Origin of the sequence: Methylophilus sp. YYY-1 (genome assembly GCF_029132825.1) — a bacterium.
GTDB lineage: Bacteria > Pseudomonadota > Gammaproteobacteria > Burkholderiales > Methylophilaceae > Methylophilus > Methylophilus glucosoxydans.
Genome location: NZ_WOVG01000004.1, coordinates 83923 through 101587, shown reverse-complemented (window position 1 = coordinate 101587; position 17665 = coordinate 83923). Strand labels below are relative to the sequence as shown.

The window sequence follows — 17665 nt, the reverse complement described above, 5'->3', positions numbered from 1 at the left end:
ATGAACCTTTGCTATGCGGTGAGTAGGTCGTTTTCCGGCAGGTCCCGCGCTTGCAGCTCGAGGCCAGCCGCTAACAGGGCCAGTCTTGCGACCACGCCATAGGCATAGAAGCGGTTGGGGGGCGCGTCGGGGGCGCCGGCACAGTCGGGCAGGGTACAGGGTTTTTCAAAAGCGAGCGGGGCAAAGTGCATGCCGGGCGCATTCAGGTTCTCATCGACGCCACGGCCGGTGTGCACACGGTAAAAACCGCCAATCACAAAGTGATCCATCATATACACCACTGGCTCGGCTACCGCGTCATTGATGCTTTCAAAGGTATAAACGCCTTCCTGGATCATGACTTCAGACACTTGCATGCCTTCTTTGATCACCGACATTTTATTCCGTGCCTTGCGGTTGAGGTCGCGTACCTCGTCAGCAGATTTCACGCTCATAATGCCCATGCCATAGGTACCTGCATCGGCTTTGACAATCGCAAACGGTGGCTGCGTGATGCCATATTCGTCGTATTTGGCCTGCGTTTTTTTCAGGATGGCTTCGACCTTATCGGCCAGCAGGTCTTCACCTACCCGGGCGTGAAAGTCCAGGCCGCTGGCGGTATCAAAGTAGGGATTTAGCAACCAGGGATCAATTTGCAGCAATTGCGAGAATTCATCGACGACAGTGTTATACGCGCTAAAGTGCTGTGACTTGCGTCGGCTGAACCAGCCTGCATGTAACGGTGGAATCAGGGTTTGCTCCAGGCCTTGCAGCAGGTCGGGCACGCCACCGGACAAATCGTTATTGAGCAGAATGGCACAGCTGTCAAAGGCCGGGTATTCCACGCCTTCAAACGTTGCCGCCTTCAGTTGCAGGCGGTTGTTTACGCGCACCAGCGGTTCCAGTACCAGCGGCAAGCCATCATGGGTTTCTAGTTTGGTGATCTCTGTAATCTCTGGCGACAGGCTGCCGACACGGACTTCCATGCCGGCGGTTTTGAGAATGTGACAGAGCTCAACCACATTACGCAGGTAGTACGTGTTGCGGGTATGGTTTTCGGGGATCAGTAGTAAACGGCGCGCATCTGGACAGATTTTCTCGACCGCCATTTGTGCGGCTTGCACAGCCAGGCTCAAAAATTCGGGATTCAGGTTATTAAAGCCGCCTGGAAACAGGTTGGTATCCACCGGGGCAATCTTGAAGCCGGCATTGCGCAGGTCCACGCTGGCATAAAACGGGGCGGGAATCTCCTGCCATTTGGTGCGGAACCAGTGCTCAATATCCGGCATGGCTTGCAAAACGCGTTTTTCCAGCGTGTAGAGAGGGCCGCTTAAAGCCGTGGTTAAGTGTGGAACCATGGTTGCTCCTGTGCTTGTTATTTTATTCACCGGTTATCCGGCACTGCTGATGCAATGATTAGGCGATGACCGCATGCGCCTGCTGGTCGGCATGATAGCTGCTGCGCACCATGGGCCCGCTGGCCGCATTGTCAAAGCCCATGGCATCGGCTTGTTGTTTAAACCATTCAAAACGCTCTGGCGTGACATATCTCAACACCGGCAAGTGATGGACGCTGGGTTGCAAATATTGCCCCAGGGTAAGCATGCTGACGCCATGTGCACGCAAATCATGCATGACCTCTAAAATTTCTTCATCCGTTTCACCCAGGCCCAGCATCAAGCCAGATTTGGTCGGCACCGTTGGGTACAGTTCACCAAACTGTTTGAGCAAATCCAGCGAATGCTGGTAGTCAGAACCAGGGCGCGCCTGTTTATACAAACGCGGCACCGTTTCCAAGTTATGGTTCATGACATCTGGCGGTGCTTCACGCAGAATTTTGAGCGAGATATCGAGGCGGCCCCTAAAATCTGGCACCAGGATTTCAATTTTAATGGCTGGGGATTGGGCGCGAATGGCGCGGATGCAGTCGACAAAATGCTGCGCGCCACCGTCAGGCAAATCATCGCGGTCTACTGAGGTGACGACCACATAACGCAGTTTCATCTGTGCGATGGTGTGGGCGAGGTTTTCTGGCTCATTCGGATCAGGCGGCAAGGGTTTGCCATGTGCCACATCACAAAACGGGCAACGGCGGGTGCAGATATCGCCCAGAATCATAAAAGTGGCTGTGCCGCCACTAAAGCATTCGCCAATATTAGGGCAGCTGGCTTCTTCACAGACGGTATGCAAATTGTTGTCGCGCAGGACTTGCTTGATTTCCTGGAACCGTGCCGAATCCGGCACTTTCATGCGTATCCATTCTGGCTTGCGCAGCATGGGTTGCGGCACGATCTTGATCGGGATACGCGAGGTTTTTGCTGCGTCGATTTCTTTCACGCCAGCCACTTTCTTGGCCGGGCGGCTGCTTGCATCTATTGGGGTCGAATTATCTGACATGCGTCAGTTTCTCTTTCAATCGGTGGGTTAAATCGGCGGCAATGTCAGGCATTTGCAGCGCAATATTTAATTCCCGGGTTTGCGTCATTTGCATGCCGGCATAACCACACGGGTCTATATCGGCAAACGGCTGTAAATCCATGTCTATATTCAAACTCAGGCCATGGTAGCAGCACTGGTTTTTCAGGCGTAGCCCCAGCGAGGCAATTTTTTTGCCGTCTACATACACGCCAGGGGCATCCGCGCGGGCCACAGCCACTACGCCTTGTGCGGCCAGCCATTCTATCAGGCTGTTTTCCAAGATGGAGACAAGTTGCCGGACATTCAAGTGGCCGCGTGCCAGATCGATCAGGCAATAAATAATGAGTTGGCCCGGGCCGTGGTAAGTGATTTTGCCACCGCGGTCTACATTCACCACCGGAATTGCATTCTGTGGCAGGCGCACGCCGCGGCGGTTGAGGCCTAGCGTATACACAGGCGGATGTTCGGTGACCCAGAGCTGGTCAGGAGTACTGGTCGTGCGTTGGGCAGTGTATGCCTGCATGGCAGCCAGCGTGGCTGCATAATCAGTCAGCCCCAACTGGCGGATTTCAAAGGCAGGCATGATCGAAAAAGGCTTACAGCACAACCTTGACCATGGGGTGAGCGGTCAGGCTGCGGTAAATATCATCCAGTTGAGGCTTGGAGGTGACATACACCAGACAGGTCAGGCTCAGGTATTTGCCATTGCTGCTGCCACGCATTTCAATCAGGTGCGTATCAAAGTCTGGCCAATGCAACTGGATGGTGCGTGTAATTTCGCTGGCGAAATCATCATGCGTTTCACCCATGACCTTGATCGGGAAATTGGTGGGAAACTCAATCAGGGTCTCTTCTATTTCCGGTAATTGCTCGAACTTGGTCATATGTTACCTACCTTTTAAACAGTGAGTGACGGTCAGCCTGTTTATTGCAAATACAAGCGGACTTGATCGATCATGCGTGAAAAGATATTGCTGGCCTCGACTGCCTGCATGGTGACCAGCGGCACGCTATGCACCACCTTGCCATTGAGGCTGAAATCCACCGCACCAACCGTTTGATGTGCTTTTAACGGCGCTTCAAGCGGTTTGGGCACGCGTAGATTCGCTTTCATATTGGCATATTCACCCTGGGGCAGCGTCAGGTAAACCGGTTTTACCACTGTGAGGTCAACCTGGTTTTCTGTCCCTTTCCATACCTTTTGCCGCGTAATCGCTTTGTCCGCCGCATAAATCAGTCTGGATTCATAAAACTGGAAGCCAAAATTCAGTAATTTTTGACTCTCAGCGGCGCGTACATTGTCAGAGGTGGTGCCAAGTACCACAGAAATCAAGCGGAAGTCATTGCGTTTGGCCGAAGAAATCAGGCAATAACCGGCGGATTCGGTGTGGCCAGTTTTCATGCCATCAACCGTTGGGTCTATAAACAGCAAGCGATTGCGGTTAGGCTGGGTGATGTTGTTATAGGTGTAAGACTTTTGAGAGTATAAGCGCGCGTAGTCTTGCGGAAAGTCGCGAATCAGCGCATTGGCCAAAATGGACAAGTCACGTGCGGTGGTGACATGGGCCGGGTCTGGCAAGCCTGTCGCATTTATAAAGTGGCTGTTTTTCATGCCCAGCGCTGCCGCTTTTTTGTTCATCAGCGTGGCGAACAATTCTTCACTGCCCGCAATGCCTTCGGCCAGGGTAATTGCCGCATCATTGCCTGACTGAATAATCAGGCCATGAAGCAACTCATCCACAGTGACGGTCATCGTCGTGTCGATAAACATTTTTGAGCCTTCGACCTTCCAGGCTTTTTGACTCACGGGCAAGGTCTGTGTCAGTGACAAGCGCTTTTGCTTGACCGCTTCAAAGGTCAGGTAAGCGGTCATTACTTTGGTCAGTGACGCAGGCTCCACCGGCATATCGGGGTTGTTCGCAGCCAGCAGATTGCCGGTATTAGCATCGCGCAGCACAAAGGCTTTGGCCGCCAGCGTGGGCACAGGTACATTGCCGGTAATGGCTTCAGCCGCCACCGTCATTAAAGGAATGGAAAGTAGAAAAGCAATACAAGAACGCCACATGGTCATCATTTAACGAGAAAAAATACTTAACGAGAAAACTGTGCTAGCGGGAAAAAACAAGCGCTGGCAACTGCAATTGGTCACGCATCTGATTGGCTGCTTGCGCGGCCATGGCGTGATCAGGATATGGGCCCAGAACAACCTGGAACATCTTGCCATTATACACTTTGTTCAGCAGGCTTTGTGTCTCGGGTACCGCATTGGAAATGCGCTGCTGCAGGCGGTCGGCATTTTCTTCAACGCCAAAGGCGCCGACCTGTACATACACACCGGTGTTGTCGAGTGAGGCAGATGGTTTTGCCGATGCTTTGGGCATGCTTGCCGGCGCAATGTCTCTGGCGACGCCTGCACTGCTCGGGGCCGCAGCTATCTCCGGCTGGTTGGGATCAATTAAAGTGATCTCTACCTGGGCCGAGCCATGCTGGGTGATATCGAGTTGTTTGGCGGCGGCATACGATAAATCGATGATGCGGTCGCGGCCAAAAGGGCCGCGGTCATTGACCCTGGCAATCAGGTTTTTGCCATTGCTCAGGTTGGTGACGCGCACATAACTTGGAATTGGCAGTGTGCGGTGGGCGGCGCTGAGTTTATACATGTTATAAGGCTCACCACTGGCGGTACGGCGGCCATGAAATTTTTTACCATACCAGGAAGCGTGTCCGGTTTGCGTAAATGGCGTTGTAATTTCCGACATTGGCGACACCAGTTCCCCATTCACGATATAAGGCTTGGTGGTCCCTTTCACGATGGGCTCCAACTTGGGCGTCACCGAGGTTTCCAGTGGAATGTTCGGATCAATGCCTTCGGTGGCATTGCCAGTGCTCTCGGGTTTGGGGTCAATATTAATGACTTTGGGTGCGCCTAGGGGCGCACTGCTGCCCGGCAATACCGCAGGCGGCGCAGGCGAGGCTGCGGGCGCGGCAGGGCGTGGCGTGGGCACGGGTTTTATTGGCGCAGGCGCCGTTGGACGTGACGGCATGCTGCTTTCGCAGGCAACCAGCCCGGCAGCCAGCAGCACGATAAAGAGTCTTTGTAGGGACAATGACATCGAGGTCCTTCAGTGGTTTCTGGCCACGTTAATCGGTGGCTACCAGCCGTTTATGCGACTGCACGCTCATCAGCAAACCCAGGCTTAGCCCTAAGGTCAAGAGTGAGGTGCCGCCATAACTGACCAGCGGCAAGGGAATGCCGACCACAGGCAGAATGCCGCTCACCATGCCCATGTTGACGAAGCAATAGGTAAAAAAGGTGGCGGCAATGCTGCCAGCCAATAAGCGGGAAAAAGTACTCTTGGCTTGTGACGCGATGATGAAAGCGCGGCCAATAATAATGGCGAACAGCAGCAATAACAGGCTGCAGCCTACCAGACCAAACTCTTCTGCAAACACGGCAAAAATAAAGTCTGTGGTGCGTTCTGGCACAAAGTCTAACTGTGACTGGGTGCCGTTGAGCCAGCCTTTGCCGGTCATGCCGCCAGAGCCAATGGCAATGGTGGCCTGAATAATGTGATAACCCGCGCCAAGCGGGTCCTGGCTAGGATCGATGAGAATTTCCACCCGACGCCGCTGATAGTCATGCAGCATGGACCATAAAATGGGCAGCGCCGCGCCAAAGGCAATCGCGCTGCCAAAAATAAATTTCCAGCTCAGACCAGCCAGAAAAATCACATAAAAACCGGCGGCAAAGACCAGGGTGGCGGTCCCGAGGTCGGGCTGCTTGGCAATCAGCAAGACCGGCACCAGCAAAATGACCCCGGCGACGACATAGTCCGTGGTGCGTAACAAGGATTCACGTTTTGAAAAATACCAGGACAGCATAATTGGCACCGCCAATTTCATGAGTTCCGAGGGCTGGATTTTGGTCACGCCCAGATTGAGCCAGCGCCTGGCGCCATGGCTAATATCGCCGACCAGCGCTACCGCAATCAACAATGCCAGCCCGAACAAATAGGCGGGCAGGGCAATGCGTTCAATGTGTTGCGGCTGTGTGTTTGCAACCAGAAACATCACGCCCATCATCACCAGGATATTAATCAGCTGTGCATTAACCTTGAGCAGGGACTGCCCAGAGGCGCTATAGAGCACCATAAGCGCAACCACCAGCACCATGAGGACGGTGGCCAGCAAGATGGAGTCAATATGGCGGATAAAATGGCCGATCCACTGTTTAATCATGCTCTTCCTCCTCAACGACTGGGGGTGGGTTCTGTGCTTGTGTTTCGGCGGGCACCGCAGGGGCTGCCACTGCGGGTATTTTGCCCAGCAGGTAATAGTCCATTACTTTGCGTGCAATCGGCCCCGCCGCCGAGCCACCGTGGCCACCGTTTTCCACAATGACGGCCACGGCAATTTTGGGGTCTTCAGCCGGTGCGTAAGCAATAAACCAGGCGTGGTCGCGATGGCGTTCTGCCGTGGCTTTTTCGTTATATTTTTCATTTTGCTTGATACCTACCACTTGCGCCGTACCGGTTTTGGCAGCGATGTCATAGCCTGCATTGGCGCCTACTGACGCGGCTGTGCCTCCCGGGCGTGTCACATCCATCATGCCCAGTTTCACAATCTCCAGATTCTCCGGGCTGAGGTTCAACTGGTCCGCCACTTTATGCGGCAACATCCTGACCTCGTTGGTTTTGGCATTCACAATCGCATTGACCAGATGCGGCTGGATGGCCTTGCCACTATTGGCCAGCGTGGCCGTGGCGTAGGCCAATTGCATGGGCGTGACCAGCGTATACCCCTGACCAATGCCTACAATGACAGTTTCACCCATATACCAGGGCTGTTTGAAGCGTCTTTGCTTCCAGCCCGGCGTCGGCAGCAAGCCCGCCAGTTCGCCCTGGATATCAATATTGGTTTTTTCACCAAAACCAAAATGTCTGACAAAGTCGGTCAGCCGGTCTATACCAAGCTCGACGGCCAGCCCATAAAAAAACGTATCGCAAGACACGGTAATCGCCTTGCGCATATCGACCGAACCATGGCCGGATGGTTTCCAGTCACGGTAGCGGTGATGGCTGTTGGGCAGCATGTAGTAGCCTGGGTCGCTGATGGTAAACGGCGGTTGCCGCTTGCCTGATTCCAGCCCGGCCAGCGCGACAAAGGGCTTGAAGGTGGAACCAGGTGGGTAAATCCCCTTCAAGGTGCGGTTGATCAGCGGTTTATCCAGCGAATTGTTCAACAGGTTCCAGTTATCAAAATCAATGCCATCCACAAACAGGTTGGCATCAAATGAAGGCATGCTGGCCATGGCCAGGACTTCCCCTGTTTTGGGTTGGATCGCTACCAACGCGCCGCGACGTCCGGCAAATTCCTGCTCGGCGATTTCTTGCATTTTGGCGTCCATGGACAGCACCACGTTGTTGCCCGAGGTGGGCGAGGCGCTGGAGAGGACGCGCACAGCCCGGCCATCTGCATCAATCTCTACCTGCTGAAAGCCGGTGACGCCATGCAGCTCGGTTTCATAGGCCTGCTCGACGCCCGCCTTGCCAATATGCTCAGTGCCTTTGTAGTTGGAGAGCTGGTTGTTTTCCTTGAGCTGCTTGAGATCATGTTCATTGATCCGGCTGATATAGCCGATACCATGCGTGCCCAGGGTGCCATAGGGGTAATGGCGGAACAGGCGCGATTTGAGCTCAACGCCAGGAAACCGGAAGCGGTTCACGGCAAACTTGGCGGCTTCGTATTCATTAAGGTGGGTGCGGATCGGAATGCTTTCAAACGTATGGCTTTGCGCCCGCAGTTTTTTAAAGCGCTTGAGATCCGTTGGCGAAATCTCGACCAGTTTGCCCAGCTCGGCAATTGTGTCCTGCAAGTCTTCGGTTTTGGAGGGCGTGATTTCCAGCGTATACACAAAAAAGTTATGCGCCAGAATAATGCCGTTACGGTCAGAAATCAGGCCACGGTTCGGAGTGATGGGGACAATCGAAATCCGGTTGTTTTCTGCCAGTGTTTGATAATAGTCATAGCGAAAGACTTGCAGAAAATAAAAGCGGCCCAGCAGCGCAGAAAACGCTGCCAAAACCAACAGTACCAGAAAAACCAGACGAACCCGGAACTTGTGCTGTTCGTTTTGATGGTTTTTGAGTTCAGTGCTATACCCCATGTGCTTACAATTTCTTCGGGCGGGTCAGTTCGCCAAACCAGATAATCATGAATTGCCACAGTATCAGGTCAGACACGATGGGGAAGGCGTAGGTCCAGTCGGGCAATTCGCCGCCGGCAAACAGCTTGAGCAGCAAAATCAGCCCGCGCTCTACGCCAAACAAAAACAACACATATAAATAGAGCTGCCAGCGATTGAACAGCACCAGCCTGCGTTGATAGATCAGGCCGAGAAAGGCGGTGATTGCAAATGTCAGGGCATGTTGTCCGAGAAGGCTGCCCGTGGATAAGTCCACCAGCAAGCCAGCAAACCACACCCAGCCAATATTGCAGTGGTAGGGTGCTTGCAACAGCCAATACAGCATGATGACCAGCAGAAAATCCGGCCGCACAATAATGCCCGCATTTGACCAGGGGTAAAGTTGAAAAATCAACCCGACCAGCAAGGTGAAAAAGAACGTGCTGAACTTAACCGGTTTCATCGACGCTCCGGTGTGTTGGGTGCAGTGGGCGGCGCCACTGGGTCAGTAGGCGCTGCGCTGTCTGGTTGTGCGGTCATTTCGGTGTCTGGCGGCTGTCCGGCATCCAGTACGGGCGGTGTGGTGACCGGGTTGGGGTCAACCAGTGCGTTGTTCTTTTGCAAGACATCCACCACGGATTGATCCAGGTGCTGCGCGTTGTTGCGTTGCAACATGGGGCGGCTTTCGGACATCGGATTGGTGGCCGGAGACTCTGGTACTTTGAGGATCAGCACATGCTTGTGGTTATTCACGCCGGCAATCGGGCGGCTGATGATCTTGGCAAACGGCGAATCCTGGCTTTGCTTGATCTGGGTGACGATGGCCACTGCCAAACCTGCGGGATAGACGCCGTCAATGCCCGAGGTTACCAGTTTGTCACCAACCTTGATGTCGACGCTGGTGGGCAGGTAGGGGATGTCCAGCGTGTTGCGTTTGCCCTCCCCAAAGGCAATTGCGCGTAATTGGTTGCGCTCGATCTGAATAGGAATCGACAGTTTTTTATCCGTGATCAGCGTGACTTCGCTGGTGAACGGATACACCCGGGTGATCTGACCCACCACGCCCTGTTCATCAACCACCGCTTGCCCGGGGGTGATGTGGTGGTGACTGCCGCGGTTCAGCGTGATGATGTTGCTAAATGGGTCGCGCCCCATATGCATGACTTCACCCAGTGTGGCTTCCGGGATAATCGGTGCATCCCCGGCCAGCAATGTGCGTAAATGCGCATTTTCGGCATCGACAGTGGCCAGGCGCTGCAAGGCTGCATGATCGATCAGCGCCTGCTGTTTGAGCTTGAAGTTATCCTGAATCAGCTGGTTATGCGAGGTAAAGTAGGTGTTGATGTTGCGCCCCCATTCGTTAGGGGCGCTAGCGATCACTTCAAGCGGGTGCAGGGCGGTACTGAACCATTGCCTTACCTGGCTCAAATAATCAAAGCGTGCATCGACCGCCATCATGACCAAAGACAGCGTACAAAAAAACATCAGGCGCGAGAAAGGCTTGGGCCCCTGGATAAAAAAGGCCGGCGACTCTTGCGGATCAAGCTGTTGGTGGATGCCTTTAAGCATAGTCAGGGTCGCGCCAACTGGGTGCGGATTTATTCGCTAGCGAATACGTTGCCCAGCTTGTCCATTTCCTCAAGTGCGCGGCCACAGCCACGGGCGACACAGGTCAGTGGATCTTCAGCCACGATGACTGGCAAGCCGGTTTCTTCTACCAGCAAACGGTCCAGGTCGCGCAACAAAGCACCACCACCGGTCAACACCATGCCTTTTTCGGCAATGTCTGCGCCCAGCTCTGGCGGCGTTTGTTCAAGTGCGGATTTCACTGCACCGACGATGGCATTCAGTGGTTCAGTCAAGGCTTCAAGAATCTCGTTGCTGGAGATGGTGAATTTGCGTGGCAAGCCTTCAGCCAGGTTGCGGCCAGTCACTTCCATTTCAAGCACTTCAGAGCCCGGGAAGGCGGAGCCGATTTTTTTCTTGATCGCTTCAGCGGTGGGCTCGGAGATTTGCATGCCGTAGTTACGGCGGATGTAGTCAATAATCGCCTGGTCAAACTTGTCACCACCGACGCGCTCGGACTTGGCGTAGACAATGCCGCCCAGTGAAATCACGCCAACTTCAGTCGTGCCGCCACCAATATCGACGACCATGGAGCCGGTGGCTTCCGCCACAGGCATATCGGCACCAATCGCAGCGGCCATCGGTTCTTCAATCAGGAACACCTGTTTAGCACCTGCGCGCTCGGCAGATTCTTTAATGGCACGACGCTCTACCTGGGTGGAGCCCACGGGGACGCAGATGATGATGCGTGGGCTGGGTGAGAACCAGCGAGATTCGTGTACCTTGCGGATAAAGAATTTGAGCATTTGCTCGGTGATGGTGAAGTCGGCGATCACACCGTCTTTCATCGGGCGGATGGCCTGAATGTTGGCTGGCGCGCGGCCCAGCATGCTTTTTGCATCAGAGCCGACTGCCAGCAGTACTTTTTTGCCGTTGGGGCCGCCTTCGGTACGAATCGCCACCACTGAGGGCTCATCCAGCACCACCCCTTTGCCGCGTACGTAAATCAGCGTGTTGGCGGTGCCAAGGTCAATGGCAAGGTCATTGGAGAAGTAGCTGTTGATTGAACCGAACATGTTTTATCCTGTGAAAATTCTGACTTTGGTGCTGCCCGCTGGGTGCGGCATAAAATCAAGGTATAATAGCGCAAAACGCACATGAAATTAAGATGTGTTTTCAAAATCTTATAGACAATTAACCACACATGGCACTGAATCTAGATGATATCAAGCGTATCGCGCACCTGGCCCGCATCGAGGTCAGCGACAGTGAAGCGCAAGAAACCCTAAGCAAACTTTCCGGTATTCTGGGGCTGATTGAGCAAATGCAGGCGGTGGACACCACCGGCATCACCCCCATGTCGCACTCGCAAGACGTGACACAGCGTCTGCGTGAGGACGTGGTGACTAAAACCAACCAGCGCGAACTGTTTCAATCCATTGCACCAGCCACGCAAGATGGCTTATACCTGGTGCCCAAAGTCATTGAATAAGCGCTTGCCAGCCCCTGCTTTGACGGTTCATTTTTACGGTTTCCATTATGATAAACAGTAGTTTAAAACAGCTGGGCCAGCAGTTGGCCAGCAAACAAGTTTCCAGCGTGGAGTTAACGCAGGCCTATTTGCAACGCATGGCCAAACTCAACCCCAGCATCAATGCCTATGTCACCATAGACGAACAAAAAACCCTGGCGCAGGCGCAAGCGGCAGATGCCCGCATCGCCGCCGGTACAGCCGGCCCGCTCACTGGCATCCCCATCGCGCAAAAAGATATTTTTTGTGCCCAGGGCTGGCGCACTACCTGTAGCTCCAAAATGCTGGAAAACTTCATTGCCCCCTATGACGCGCATGTGATCAGCCAGTTTGATGCGGCCGGTGCGGTCAATCTGGGCAAAACCAATATGGACGAGTTCGCCATGGGTTCCTCCAACGAAACCAGTTATTTTGGCGGCGTCAAAAATCCATGGGACTTTGATCGTGTGCCTGGCGGTAGCTCTGGCGGTTCCGCGGCGGCTGTGGCCGCCCGCTTATGTGCAGCGGCCACCGGGACGGATACCGGCGGTTCCATCCGCCAACCCGCTTCATTGTGCGGCTTTACTGGCCTGAAGCCAACTTATGGCCTGGTCTCCCGTTACGGCATGATCGCGTTTGCTTCCTCGCTGGATCAGGCAGGGCCCATGGCCAAGTCGGCCGAAGATTGTGCGCTCATGCTCAATGTCATGGCCGGGTTTGACGAGCGTGACTCCACCAGCGTGCAGCGCGAGCAAGAAGATTACACCCGTGGCTTGAGCGCCATGCAAGGCACGCAGCCACTCAAAGGCTTGCGGATTGGCCTGCCCAAAGAATATTTTGCCGAAGGCTTGAATGCTGACGTGGCTAAAGTGATTGAAACGGCGATTGCAGAATACAAAAAGCTGGGTGCAGAGATTGTCGAGATCAGCTTGCCAAACAACAATCTGTCGATTCCGGTGTATTACGTGCTCGCTCCAGCCGAGGCATCGAGCAATCTGTCACGCTATGACGGCGTCCGTTATGGTCACCGTGCGGCGGAATACAATGACCTGCTCGACATGTACATGAAGTCGCGCGCAGAAGGTTTTGGTGCCGAGGTCAAGCGCCGTATCCTGATTGGTACCTATGTGCTCAGTGCTGGTTATTACGATGCCTACTACCTCAAGGCCCAGCAAATCCGTCGCCTGATTGCCCAGGACTTTGTGGAAGCCTTCAAGCAGTGTGATGTAATCATGGGCCCGGCCGCGCCTTCAACAGCCTTTAAAGCCGGTGAAAAAACCAGCGACCCCGTCGCCATGTATCTCGAAGACTTATACACCATTGCCGTGAACCTGGCGGGCTTGCCAGGCATGAGCATCCCGGCCGGGTTTACCACCAGCAGTGAGGGCAAGGCTTTGCCGGTTGGTTTGCAGATTATTGGCAATTATTTTGATGAGGCGCGCATGCTCAATGTTGGCCATGCCTATCAACAAGTCACAGACTGGCATACACGCATGCCAGCCGGTTTGGAGAACATCTAACATGCAGTGGGAAGTCGTGATCGGGTTGGAAACCCACGTACAGTTACAAACTAATTCCAAACAGTTTAGCGGGGCCTCCACCACTTATGGGGCGGCGCCAAATACGCAAGCCTGTGAGGTGAGTATTGCGCTGCCAGGGGTGTTGCCTGTGCTCAACAAAAAAGCCGTGGAATGCGCGATCAAGTTTGGCCTGGCGATTGATGCCGAAATGGCGCCGCGCAGCGTATTCTCGCGTAAAAATTACTTTTATCCCGATTTGCCCAAGGGCTACCAGATCAGCCAGTTTGAGCTGCCGGTAGTGGGTAAAGGTCAGCTGACCATTCAGGTCCCAGCCGGCAAAAATACCGAAGCCTATGAGAAGGTGATCAATATCACGCGTGCGCACCTTGAAGAAGATGCTGGTAAATCTGTGCACGGTGCCGTCGAAGGCATGTCCGGCATAGACTTGAACCGTGCGGGGACGCCCTTGCTGGAAATCGTGACTGAACCCGATATGCGCAGTGCCGCCGAAGCGGTCGCTTATGCCAAGAAGTTACATGAACTGGTGCAGTGGATAGGCATTTGCGACGGCAATATGCAGGAAGGATCTTTCCGTTGCGACGTCAACGTCTCGGTGCGCCCCAAGGGAACTGAAAAGTTCGGTACCCGCCGCGAGATCAAAAACCTGAACTCGTTCAAGTTCATGCAGCAAGCCATTGAGTATGAGACCCAGTGGCAAATCGAAACGCTGGAGGATGGCGGCACCATCCAGCAAGCAACTGTCCTGTTTAACCCGGACACCGGTGAAACGCGTGCCATGCGTACCAAGGAAGAAGCCAATGATTATCGCTATTTCCCTGACCCGGACCTGCTGCCGCTGGAAGTGACTGAGGCCGATAAAGCACGCGTGCGTGCCGAGATGCCAGAGTTGCCACAAGCCTTGCAGGCGCGGTTGGTGAGCGAGTACCAACTCTCTGCTTATGATGCCAGCACATTGACGGCTTCACGCAGCATGGCTGATTATTTTATGGTCACGGTACAAGCAGGTGCTGAGCCTAAACAGGCGGCTAACTGGGTGATGGGCGCGCTTTCTGCCAAGCTGAATGCGGAAGAAAACGCGATTGCTGACAGTCCTGTCTCTGCCCAGCAGTTGGCTGCCTTGCTCAAGCGTATTGCAGACAATACCATTTCCAACAACGCCGCCAAACAGGTGTTTGAAGGCTTGTGGGCAGGCGAGGGTGAAGTAGATGCCATTATCGAAGCCAAAGGACTCAAGCAAGTGTCTGATACAGGCGCGATTGAGGCCATCATCAAAGAGGTGCTGGTGGCGAACCAGGCCATGGTCGATGAGTACAAATCTGGCAAGGAGAAAGCCTTTAATGCGCTGGTAGGCCAGTGTATGAAAGCCTCTAAAGGCAAGGCGAATCCGGCGCAGGTCAATGATCTTCTCAAGAAGATGTTGGGCTAGTCCCTTAATTGGCAGTTGGATAAAAAAACAAACCCCGCTTTTGGCGGGGTTTGTTTTTTTTGACACGACTCTCTAAGCTTTGTGGCTCAGGATTACTTGCAATGCTCTTTGTCATGATGGTCTTTGCAATGCTCATCTGCAAAAGAAACATTTGAGAATACGGCCATCATTACCAATACTAAAGCTGCGAATTTTTTCATTCTGATCTCCTGTTAGCATTTCAAGTGTAAAGACATTTGCTGCCTGCGCATGACGTTCGTCACACGCATAAATAGTTATCGGCAGGCAAGCATCAAACTAAAACTGGATAAACCCGGGTTAGAGACCTCAGTTCATCTATTCGCTATTGGCCAAAGGCATGGCAAATCAGCTGCCATGAAATGGTCATAAAGCCGATGGTCGTGAGCACGAAGCTGATGGCAGAATAAACTTTCCATTTGGTTTTGTTCCAGAAGTCGGGATCAAATGCTGCAATCACAAACACGGTCGGGTTGGTAAAGCCGCCAATGGCCACGCAGACACAGGCAAAATAGTGCAACTCTATGCCTGCGGCCTTGGCTGCGCCATAAAATCCCAGTCCAAACAGGGCCATAAGGGCGTAGTCGACATGGGCGCGTATCATGGTTTTATAGTCCACCAAAAACTCGCCATCTATACCCTTGATCGGAAACCAGCGGGCAAAAGTCATCAGCCATGCAGACAAAATCAACGCAGTGATACAAGCCACTGCACCTATTAATAACACGTTCATATTTTCTCTCCTGAGCCTATTAAAAAATTAACCCGTGATGTTTTTTGTGTCGGGCAGGTGAATTGTAGACAGGTCTGTCTACTTGTCAAGCGCAGGCAGACGCAAAACTTTGTTTTACTTGCGTTATCAGGCGTTTTCCCGCACAATTCGTCCGTTGCTAGGGGTCTGTAAATACTTCATTTTGTGAGGTTTTTGCAGTGAGAGTTACCCTTCGAACCTGATGCGGGTCATACCGCCGTAGGGAATGCAAGTCTTCGCATCCTTACGTCTTTTCTTTTAAGGATGCCTAATGAACGCTATTGATAAGAACATCAAATTCGTCAACGCGGATGCCAAAGTTGACGAAGCTGCTACCAAACCGTTTGCCAAATCGCGCAAAATTTACGTTGAAGGTTCACGCCCTGATATCCGTGTGCCATTTCGTGAAATTTCACTGAGTGATACCCCTTCCAGCTTTGGTGGGGATACCAATCCACCTGTGGTTGTGTATGACACTTCCGGCCCTTACACTGACCCGAATGTAGAGATCGATATCCGTAACGGTCTGCCAGCGTTGCGTGCGCAATGGATTATGGAGCGGGGTGATGTAGAGCAGCTGGATGGCCCGACGTCTGAATTCGGTCATCAGCGCCTGGTCGATCCAGAGTTGTCACAAATGCGGTTTAACCTGCATCGCAAGCCACTGCGTGCCAAAGCGGGTAAAAATGTCAGCCAGATGCATTATGCGCGGCAAGGCATCATCACACCCGAGATGGAATTTATCGCCATCCGCGAAAACCAACGCCGTGAAAACATGAGCGAGCTGCTGCAAACGCAACACCCTGGCCAGAACTACGGTGCCAGCATTCCCCCTGTGATCACGCCAGAATTTGTGCGTGACGAAGTGGCGCGTGGCCGTGCCATTATCCCTGCCAACATCAACCACCCAGAAATCGAGCCCATGATTATTGGCCGTAACTTTTTGGTCAAAATCAATGCCAATATCGGTAACTCGGCGCTGGGTTCCTCCATCTCTGAAGAAGTGGAAAAAATGGTGTGGGGCACCCGTTGGGGTGGCGATACCGTGATGGATCTGTCCACTGGTAAAAACATCCATGAAACGCGCGAATGGATTATCCGTAACTCACCCGTGCCGATTGGTACTGTGCCTATCTACCAGGCGCTGGAAAAAGTGAACGGCAAGGCCGAAGACCTGACCTGGGAAATCTTCCGCGACACGCTGATTGAACAGGCAGAGCAGGGCGTAGACTATTTTACGATTCACGCTGGTGTGCGCCTGGCTTACATTCCAATGACCGCCAAACGCATGACCGGTATCGTGTCACGTGGCGGCTCTATCATGGCCAAATGGTGTCTTGCGCATCATAAAGAGTCTTTCCTGTATACGCACTTTGAAGAAATCTGCGAGATCATGAAGCAGTATGACGTGTCATTCTCGCTGGGTGACGGCTTGCGTCCAGGCTCTATCTACGATGCCAATGACGAAGCGCAATTTGCCGAGCTGAAGACCTTGGGTGAGTTGACCCAGATCGCCTGGAAGCACGATGTGCAGTGCATGATCGAAGGCCCGGGTCATGTGCCTATGCACCTGATCAAGGAAAACATGGACCTGCAACTGGAGCACTGTGGCGAAGCCCCGTTCTACACGCTGGGCCCATTGACTACCGACATTGCGCCTGGCTATGACCACATCACTTCCGGTATCGGTGCGGCCATGATCGGCTGGTATGGCTGCGCCATGCTGTGCTATGTCACCCCTAAAGAGCATCTGGGCTTGCCTGACAAGGAAGACGTCCGCGTAGGCATCATCACCTACAAGATTGCCGCGCATGCCGCTGACCTGGCCAAAGGCCATCCTGGCGCCCAGATCCGGGACAATGCCTTGTCCAAGGCGCGTTTCGAATTCCGCTGGGAAGACCAGTTTAACCTCGGGCTTGATCCTGAAAAAGCCAAGGAATTCCACGATGAAACCTTGCCGCAAGAAGGCGCCAAACAGGCACACTTCTGCTCCATGTGTGGCCCGCACTTCTGTTCAATGAAAATTACACAGGATGTGCGCGACTACGCCGATAAACTGGGGGTGGATGAACAGGTGGCGCTGGAAAAAGGCATGCAGGAAAAAGCCATCGAGTTTGTGAAAAAAGGCGCTGAGGTTTATCAAAAAGTGTAATTTTTTGGTGCCTTAAGCTTTTAAAAACCGGCCTCGTGCCGGTTTTTTTATGGCCAGCAATCTTGTCATTTAGTCCACAAAATGACTGTTTTTTGCGCCATGTCGCCATGGTCAAACGCG

Annotated in this window: 16 protein-coding genes and 1 riboswitch; of the genes, 4 read left to right on the top strand and 12 right to left on the bottom strand. The window is 53.3% G+C overall.

Features of this window, described 5'->3' with window-relative positions:
• Positions 1-11: 11 nt before the first annotated feature.
• The 11 genes from gshA to GOC95_RS11980 form a co-directional block, all read right to left on the bottom strand.
• Entirely contained in the window at positions 12-1337 is a 1326-nt protein-coding gene (gshA, locus tag GOC95_RS12030; protein ID WP_194749049.1) for a glutamate--cysteine ligase, read from the bottom strand.
• A gap of 58 nt (positions 1338-1395) precedes the next feature.
• On the bottom strand, positions 1396-2376 hold the full coding sequence (gene lipA / locus GOC95_RS12025) for a lipoyl synthase (RefSeq protein WP_275357365.1): 981 nt from the start codon (positions 2374-2376) through the stop codon (positions 1396-1398).
• On the bottom strand, positions 2366-2980 hold the full coding sequence (gene lipB / locus GOC95_RS12020; protein ID WP_275357363.1) for a lipoyl(octanoyl) transferase LipB: 615 nt from the start codon (positions 2978-2980) through the stop codon (positions 2366-2368). Before lipB ends, lipA begins: the two co-directional genes overlap by 11 nt.
• 13 nt (positions 2981-2993) lie before the next feature.
• Positions 2994-3281, bottom strand: a complete 288-nt coding sequence (locus GOC95_RS12015; protein ID WP_194749045.1) for a DUF493 family protein — start codon at positions 3279-3281, stop codon at positions 2994-2996.
• 41 nt (positions 3282-3322) lie between these two features.
• Positions 3323-4420, bottom strand: a complete 1098-nt coding sequence (locus GOC95_RS12010) for a D-alanyl-D-alanine carboxypeptidase family protein (protein WP_275357615.1) — start codon at positions 4418-4420, stop codon at positions 3323-3325.
• An 85-nt stretch (positions 4421-4505) separates the two neighbouring features.
• Complete coding sequence (locus GOC95_RS12005; protein ID WP_275357361.1) at positions 4506-5510, bottom strand: septal ring lytic transglycosylase RlpA family protein; 1005 nt, start codon at positions 5508-5510, stop codon at positions 4506-4508.
• 28 nt (positions 5511-5538) lie between these two features.
• The gene (rodA, locus tag GOC95_RS12000) at positions 5539-6636 is read right to left on the bottom strand and encodes a rod shape-determining protein RodA (protein WP_194749041.1); all 1098 of its coding nucleotides are present in this window, start codon (positions 6634-6636) and stop codon (positions 5539-5541) included.
• Positions 6629-8563, bottom strand: a complete 1935-nt coding sequence (gene mrdA / locus GOC95_RS11995) for a penicillin-binding protein 2 (protein ID WP_275357360.1) — start codon at positions 8561-8563, stop codon at positions 6629-6631. The genes rodA and mrdA overlap by 8 nt, the downstream gene beginning before the upstream one ends.
• Before the next feature lie 4 nt (positions 8564-8567).
• Positions 8568-9044, bottom strand: coding sequence for a rod shape-determining protein MreD (gene mreD, locus GOC95_RS11990; protein ID WP_194749038.1), 477 nt, complete (start codon positions 9042-9044; stop codon positions 8568-8570).
• Positions 9041-10150 carry a rod shape-determining protein MreC gene (gene mreC / locus GOC95_RS11985; protein WP_275357358.1) on the bottom strand — a complete coding sequence of 370 codons (1110 nt, stop codon included), beginning with the start codon at positions 10148-10150 and terminating at the stop codon, positions 9041-9043. The genes mreD and mreC overlap by 4 nt, the downstream gene beginning before the upstream one ends.
• Before the next feature lie 29 nt (positions 10151-10179).
• On the bottom strand, positions 10180-11223 hold the full coding sequence (locus GOC95_RS11980; protein WP_194749035.1) for a rod shape-determining protein: 1044 nt from the start codon (positions 11221-11223) through the stop codon (positions 10180-10182).
• A 128-nt stretch (positions 11224-11351) separates the two neighbouring features.
• On the opposite strand from GOC95_RS11980, the gene gatC reads away from it, so the two are divergent.
• The 3 genes from gatC to gatB are packed head-to-tail and all read left to right on the top strand — an operon-like array spanning position 11352 to position 14624.
• Positions 11352-11639, top strand: coding sequence for an Asp-tRNA(Asn)/Glu-tRNA(Gln) amidotransferase subunit GatC (gene gatC / locus GOC95_RS11975; RefSeq protein WP_194749033.1), 288 nt, complete (start codon positions 11352-11354; stop codon positions 11637-11639).
• Positions 11640-11686: 47 nt separating this feature from the next.
• Positions 11687-13177 carry an Asp-tRNA(Asn)/Glu-tRNA(Gln) amidotransferase subunit GatA gene (gatA, locus tag GOC95_RS11970; RefSeq protein WP_275357356.1) on the top strand — a complete coding sequence of 497 codons (1491 nt, stop codon included), beginning with the start codon at positions 11687-11689 and terminating at the stop codon, positions 13175-13177.
• A gap of 1 nt (position 13178) precedes the next feature.
• On the top strand, positions 13179-14624 hold the full coding sequence (gatB, locus tag GOC95_RS11965) for an Asp-tRNA(Asn)/Glu-tRNA(Gln) amidotransferase subunit GatB (protein ID WP_275357354.1): 1446 nt from the start codon (positions 13179-13181) through the stop codon (positions 14622-14624).
• Positions 14625-14967: 343 nt separating this feature from the next.
• Here gatB and GOC95_RS11960 read toward each other — a convergent pair whose 3' ends face one another.
• A complete protein-coding gene (locus tag GOC95_RS11960) occupies positions 14968-15375 on the bottom strand; it encodes a hypothetical protein (RefSeq protein WP_275357352.1) in 408 nt (135 codons plus the stop codon).
• A gap of 149 nt (positions 15376-15524) precedes the next feature.
• Positions 15525-15637, top strand: a riboswitch (TPP riboswitch).
• Between the two features lie 27 nt (positions 15638-15664).
• Between GOC95_RS11960 and thiC the strand changes: the two genes are divergently transcribed.
• Positions 15665-17545: a phosphomethylpyrimidine synthase ThiC gene (gene thiC, locus GOC95_RS11955; RefSeq protein WP_228518868.1), complete on the top strand. Its 1881-nt coding sequence runs from the start codon at positions 15665-15667 to the stop codon at positions 17543-17545.
• The last annotated feature ends 120 nt before the right edge of the window (positions 17546-17665 follow it).

Excerpts from the sequence above, each read along its gene's own strand:
- rodA (WP_194749041.1), bottom strand. The coding sequence starts at position 6,636 with ATGATTAAACAGTGGATCGGCCATTTTATCCGCCATATTGACTCCATC.
- thiC (WP_228518868.1), top strand. The coding sequence starts at position 15,665 with ATGAACGCTATTGATAAGAACATCAAATTCGTCAACGCGGATGCCAAA.
- gatA (WP_275357356.1), top strand. The coding sequence starts at position 11,687 with ATGATAAACAGTAGTTTAAAACAGCTGGGCCAGCAGTTGGCCAGCAAA.
- GOC95_RS12010 (WP_275357615.1), bottom strand. The coding sequence starts at position 4,420 with ATGACGGTGGCGGCTGAAGCCATTACCGGCAATGTACCTGTGCCCACG.
- lipB (WP_275357363.1), bottom strand. The coding sequence starts at position 2,980 with ATGCCTGCCTTTGAAATCCGCCAGTTGGGGCTGACTGATTATGCAGCC.
- mreC (WP_275357358.1), bottom strand. The coding sequence starts at position 10,150 with ATGCTTAAAGGCATCCACCAACAGCTTGATCCGCAAGAGTCGCCGGCC.
- mrdA (WP_275357360.1), bottom strand. The coding sequence starts at position 8,563 with ATGGGGTATAGCACTGAACTCAAAAACCATCAAAACGAACAGCACAAG.
- gatC (WP_194749033.1), top strand. The coding sequence starts at position 11,352 with ATGGCACTGAATCTAGATGATATCAAGCGTATCGCGCACCTGGCCCGC.
- lipA (WP_275357365.1), bottom strand. The coding sequence starts at position 2,376 with ATGTCAGATAATTCGACCCCAATAGATGCAAGCAGCCGCCCGGCCAAG.
- GOC95_RS12005 (WP_275357361.1), bottom strand. The coding sequence starts at position 5,510 with ATGTCATTGTCCCTACAAAGACTCTTTATCGTGCTGCTGGCTGCCGGG.
- GOC95_RS11980 (WP_194749035.1), bottom strand. The coding sequence starts at position 11,223 with ATGTTCGGTTCAATCAACAGCTACTTCTCCAATGACCTTGCCATTGAC.
- gatB (WP_275357354.1), top strand. The coding sequence starts at position 13,179 with ATGCAGTGGGAAGTCGTGATCGGGTTGGAAACCCACGTACAGTTACAA.
- gshA (WP_194749049.1), bottom strand. The coding sequence starts at position 1,337 with ATGGTTCCACACTTAACCACGGCTTTAAGCGGCCCTCTCTACACGCTG.
- GOC95_RS11960 (WP_275357352.1), bottom strand. The coding sequence starts at position 15,375 with ATGAACGTGTTATTAATAGGTGCAGTGGCTTGTATCACTGCGTTGATT.
- GOC95_RS12015 (WP_194749045.1), bottom strand. The coding sequence starts at position 3,281 with ATGACCAAGTTCGAGCAATTACCGGAAATAGAAGAGACCCTGATTGAG.
- mreD (WP_194749038.1), bottom strand. The coding sequence starts at position 9,044 with ATGAAACCGGTTAAGTTCAGCACGTTCTTTTTCACCTTGCTGGTCGGG.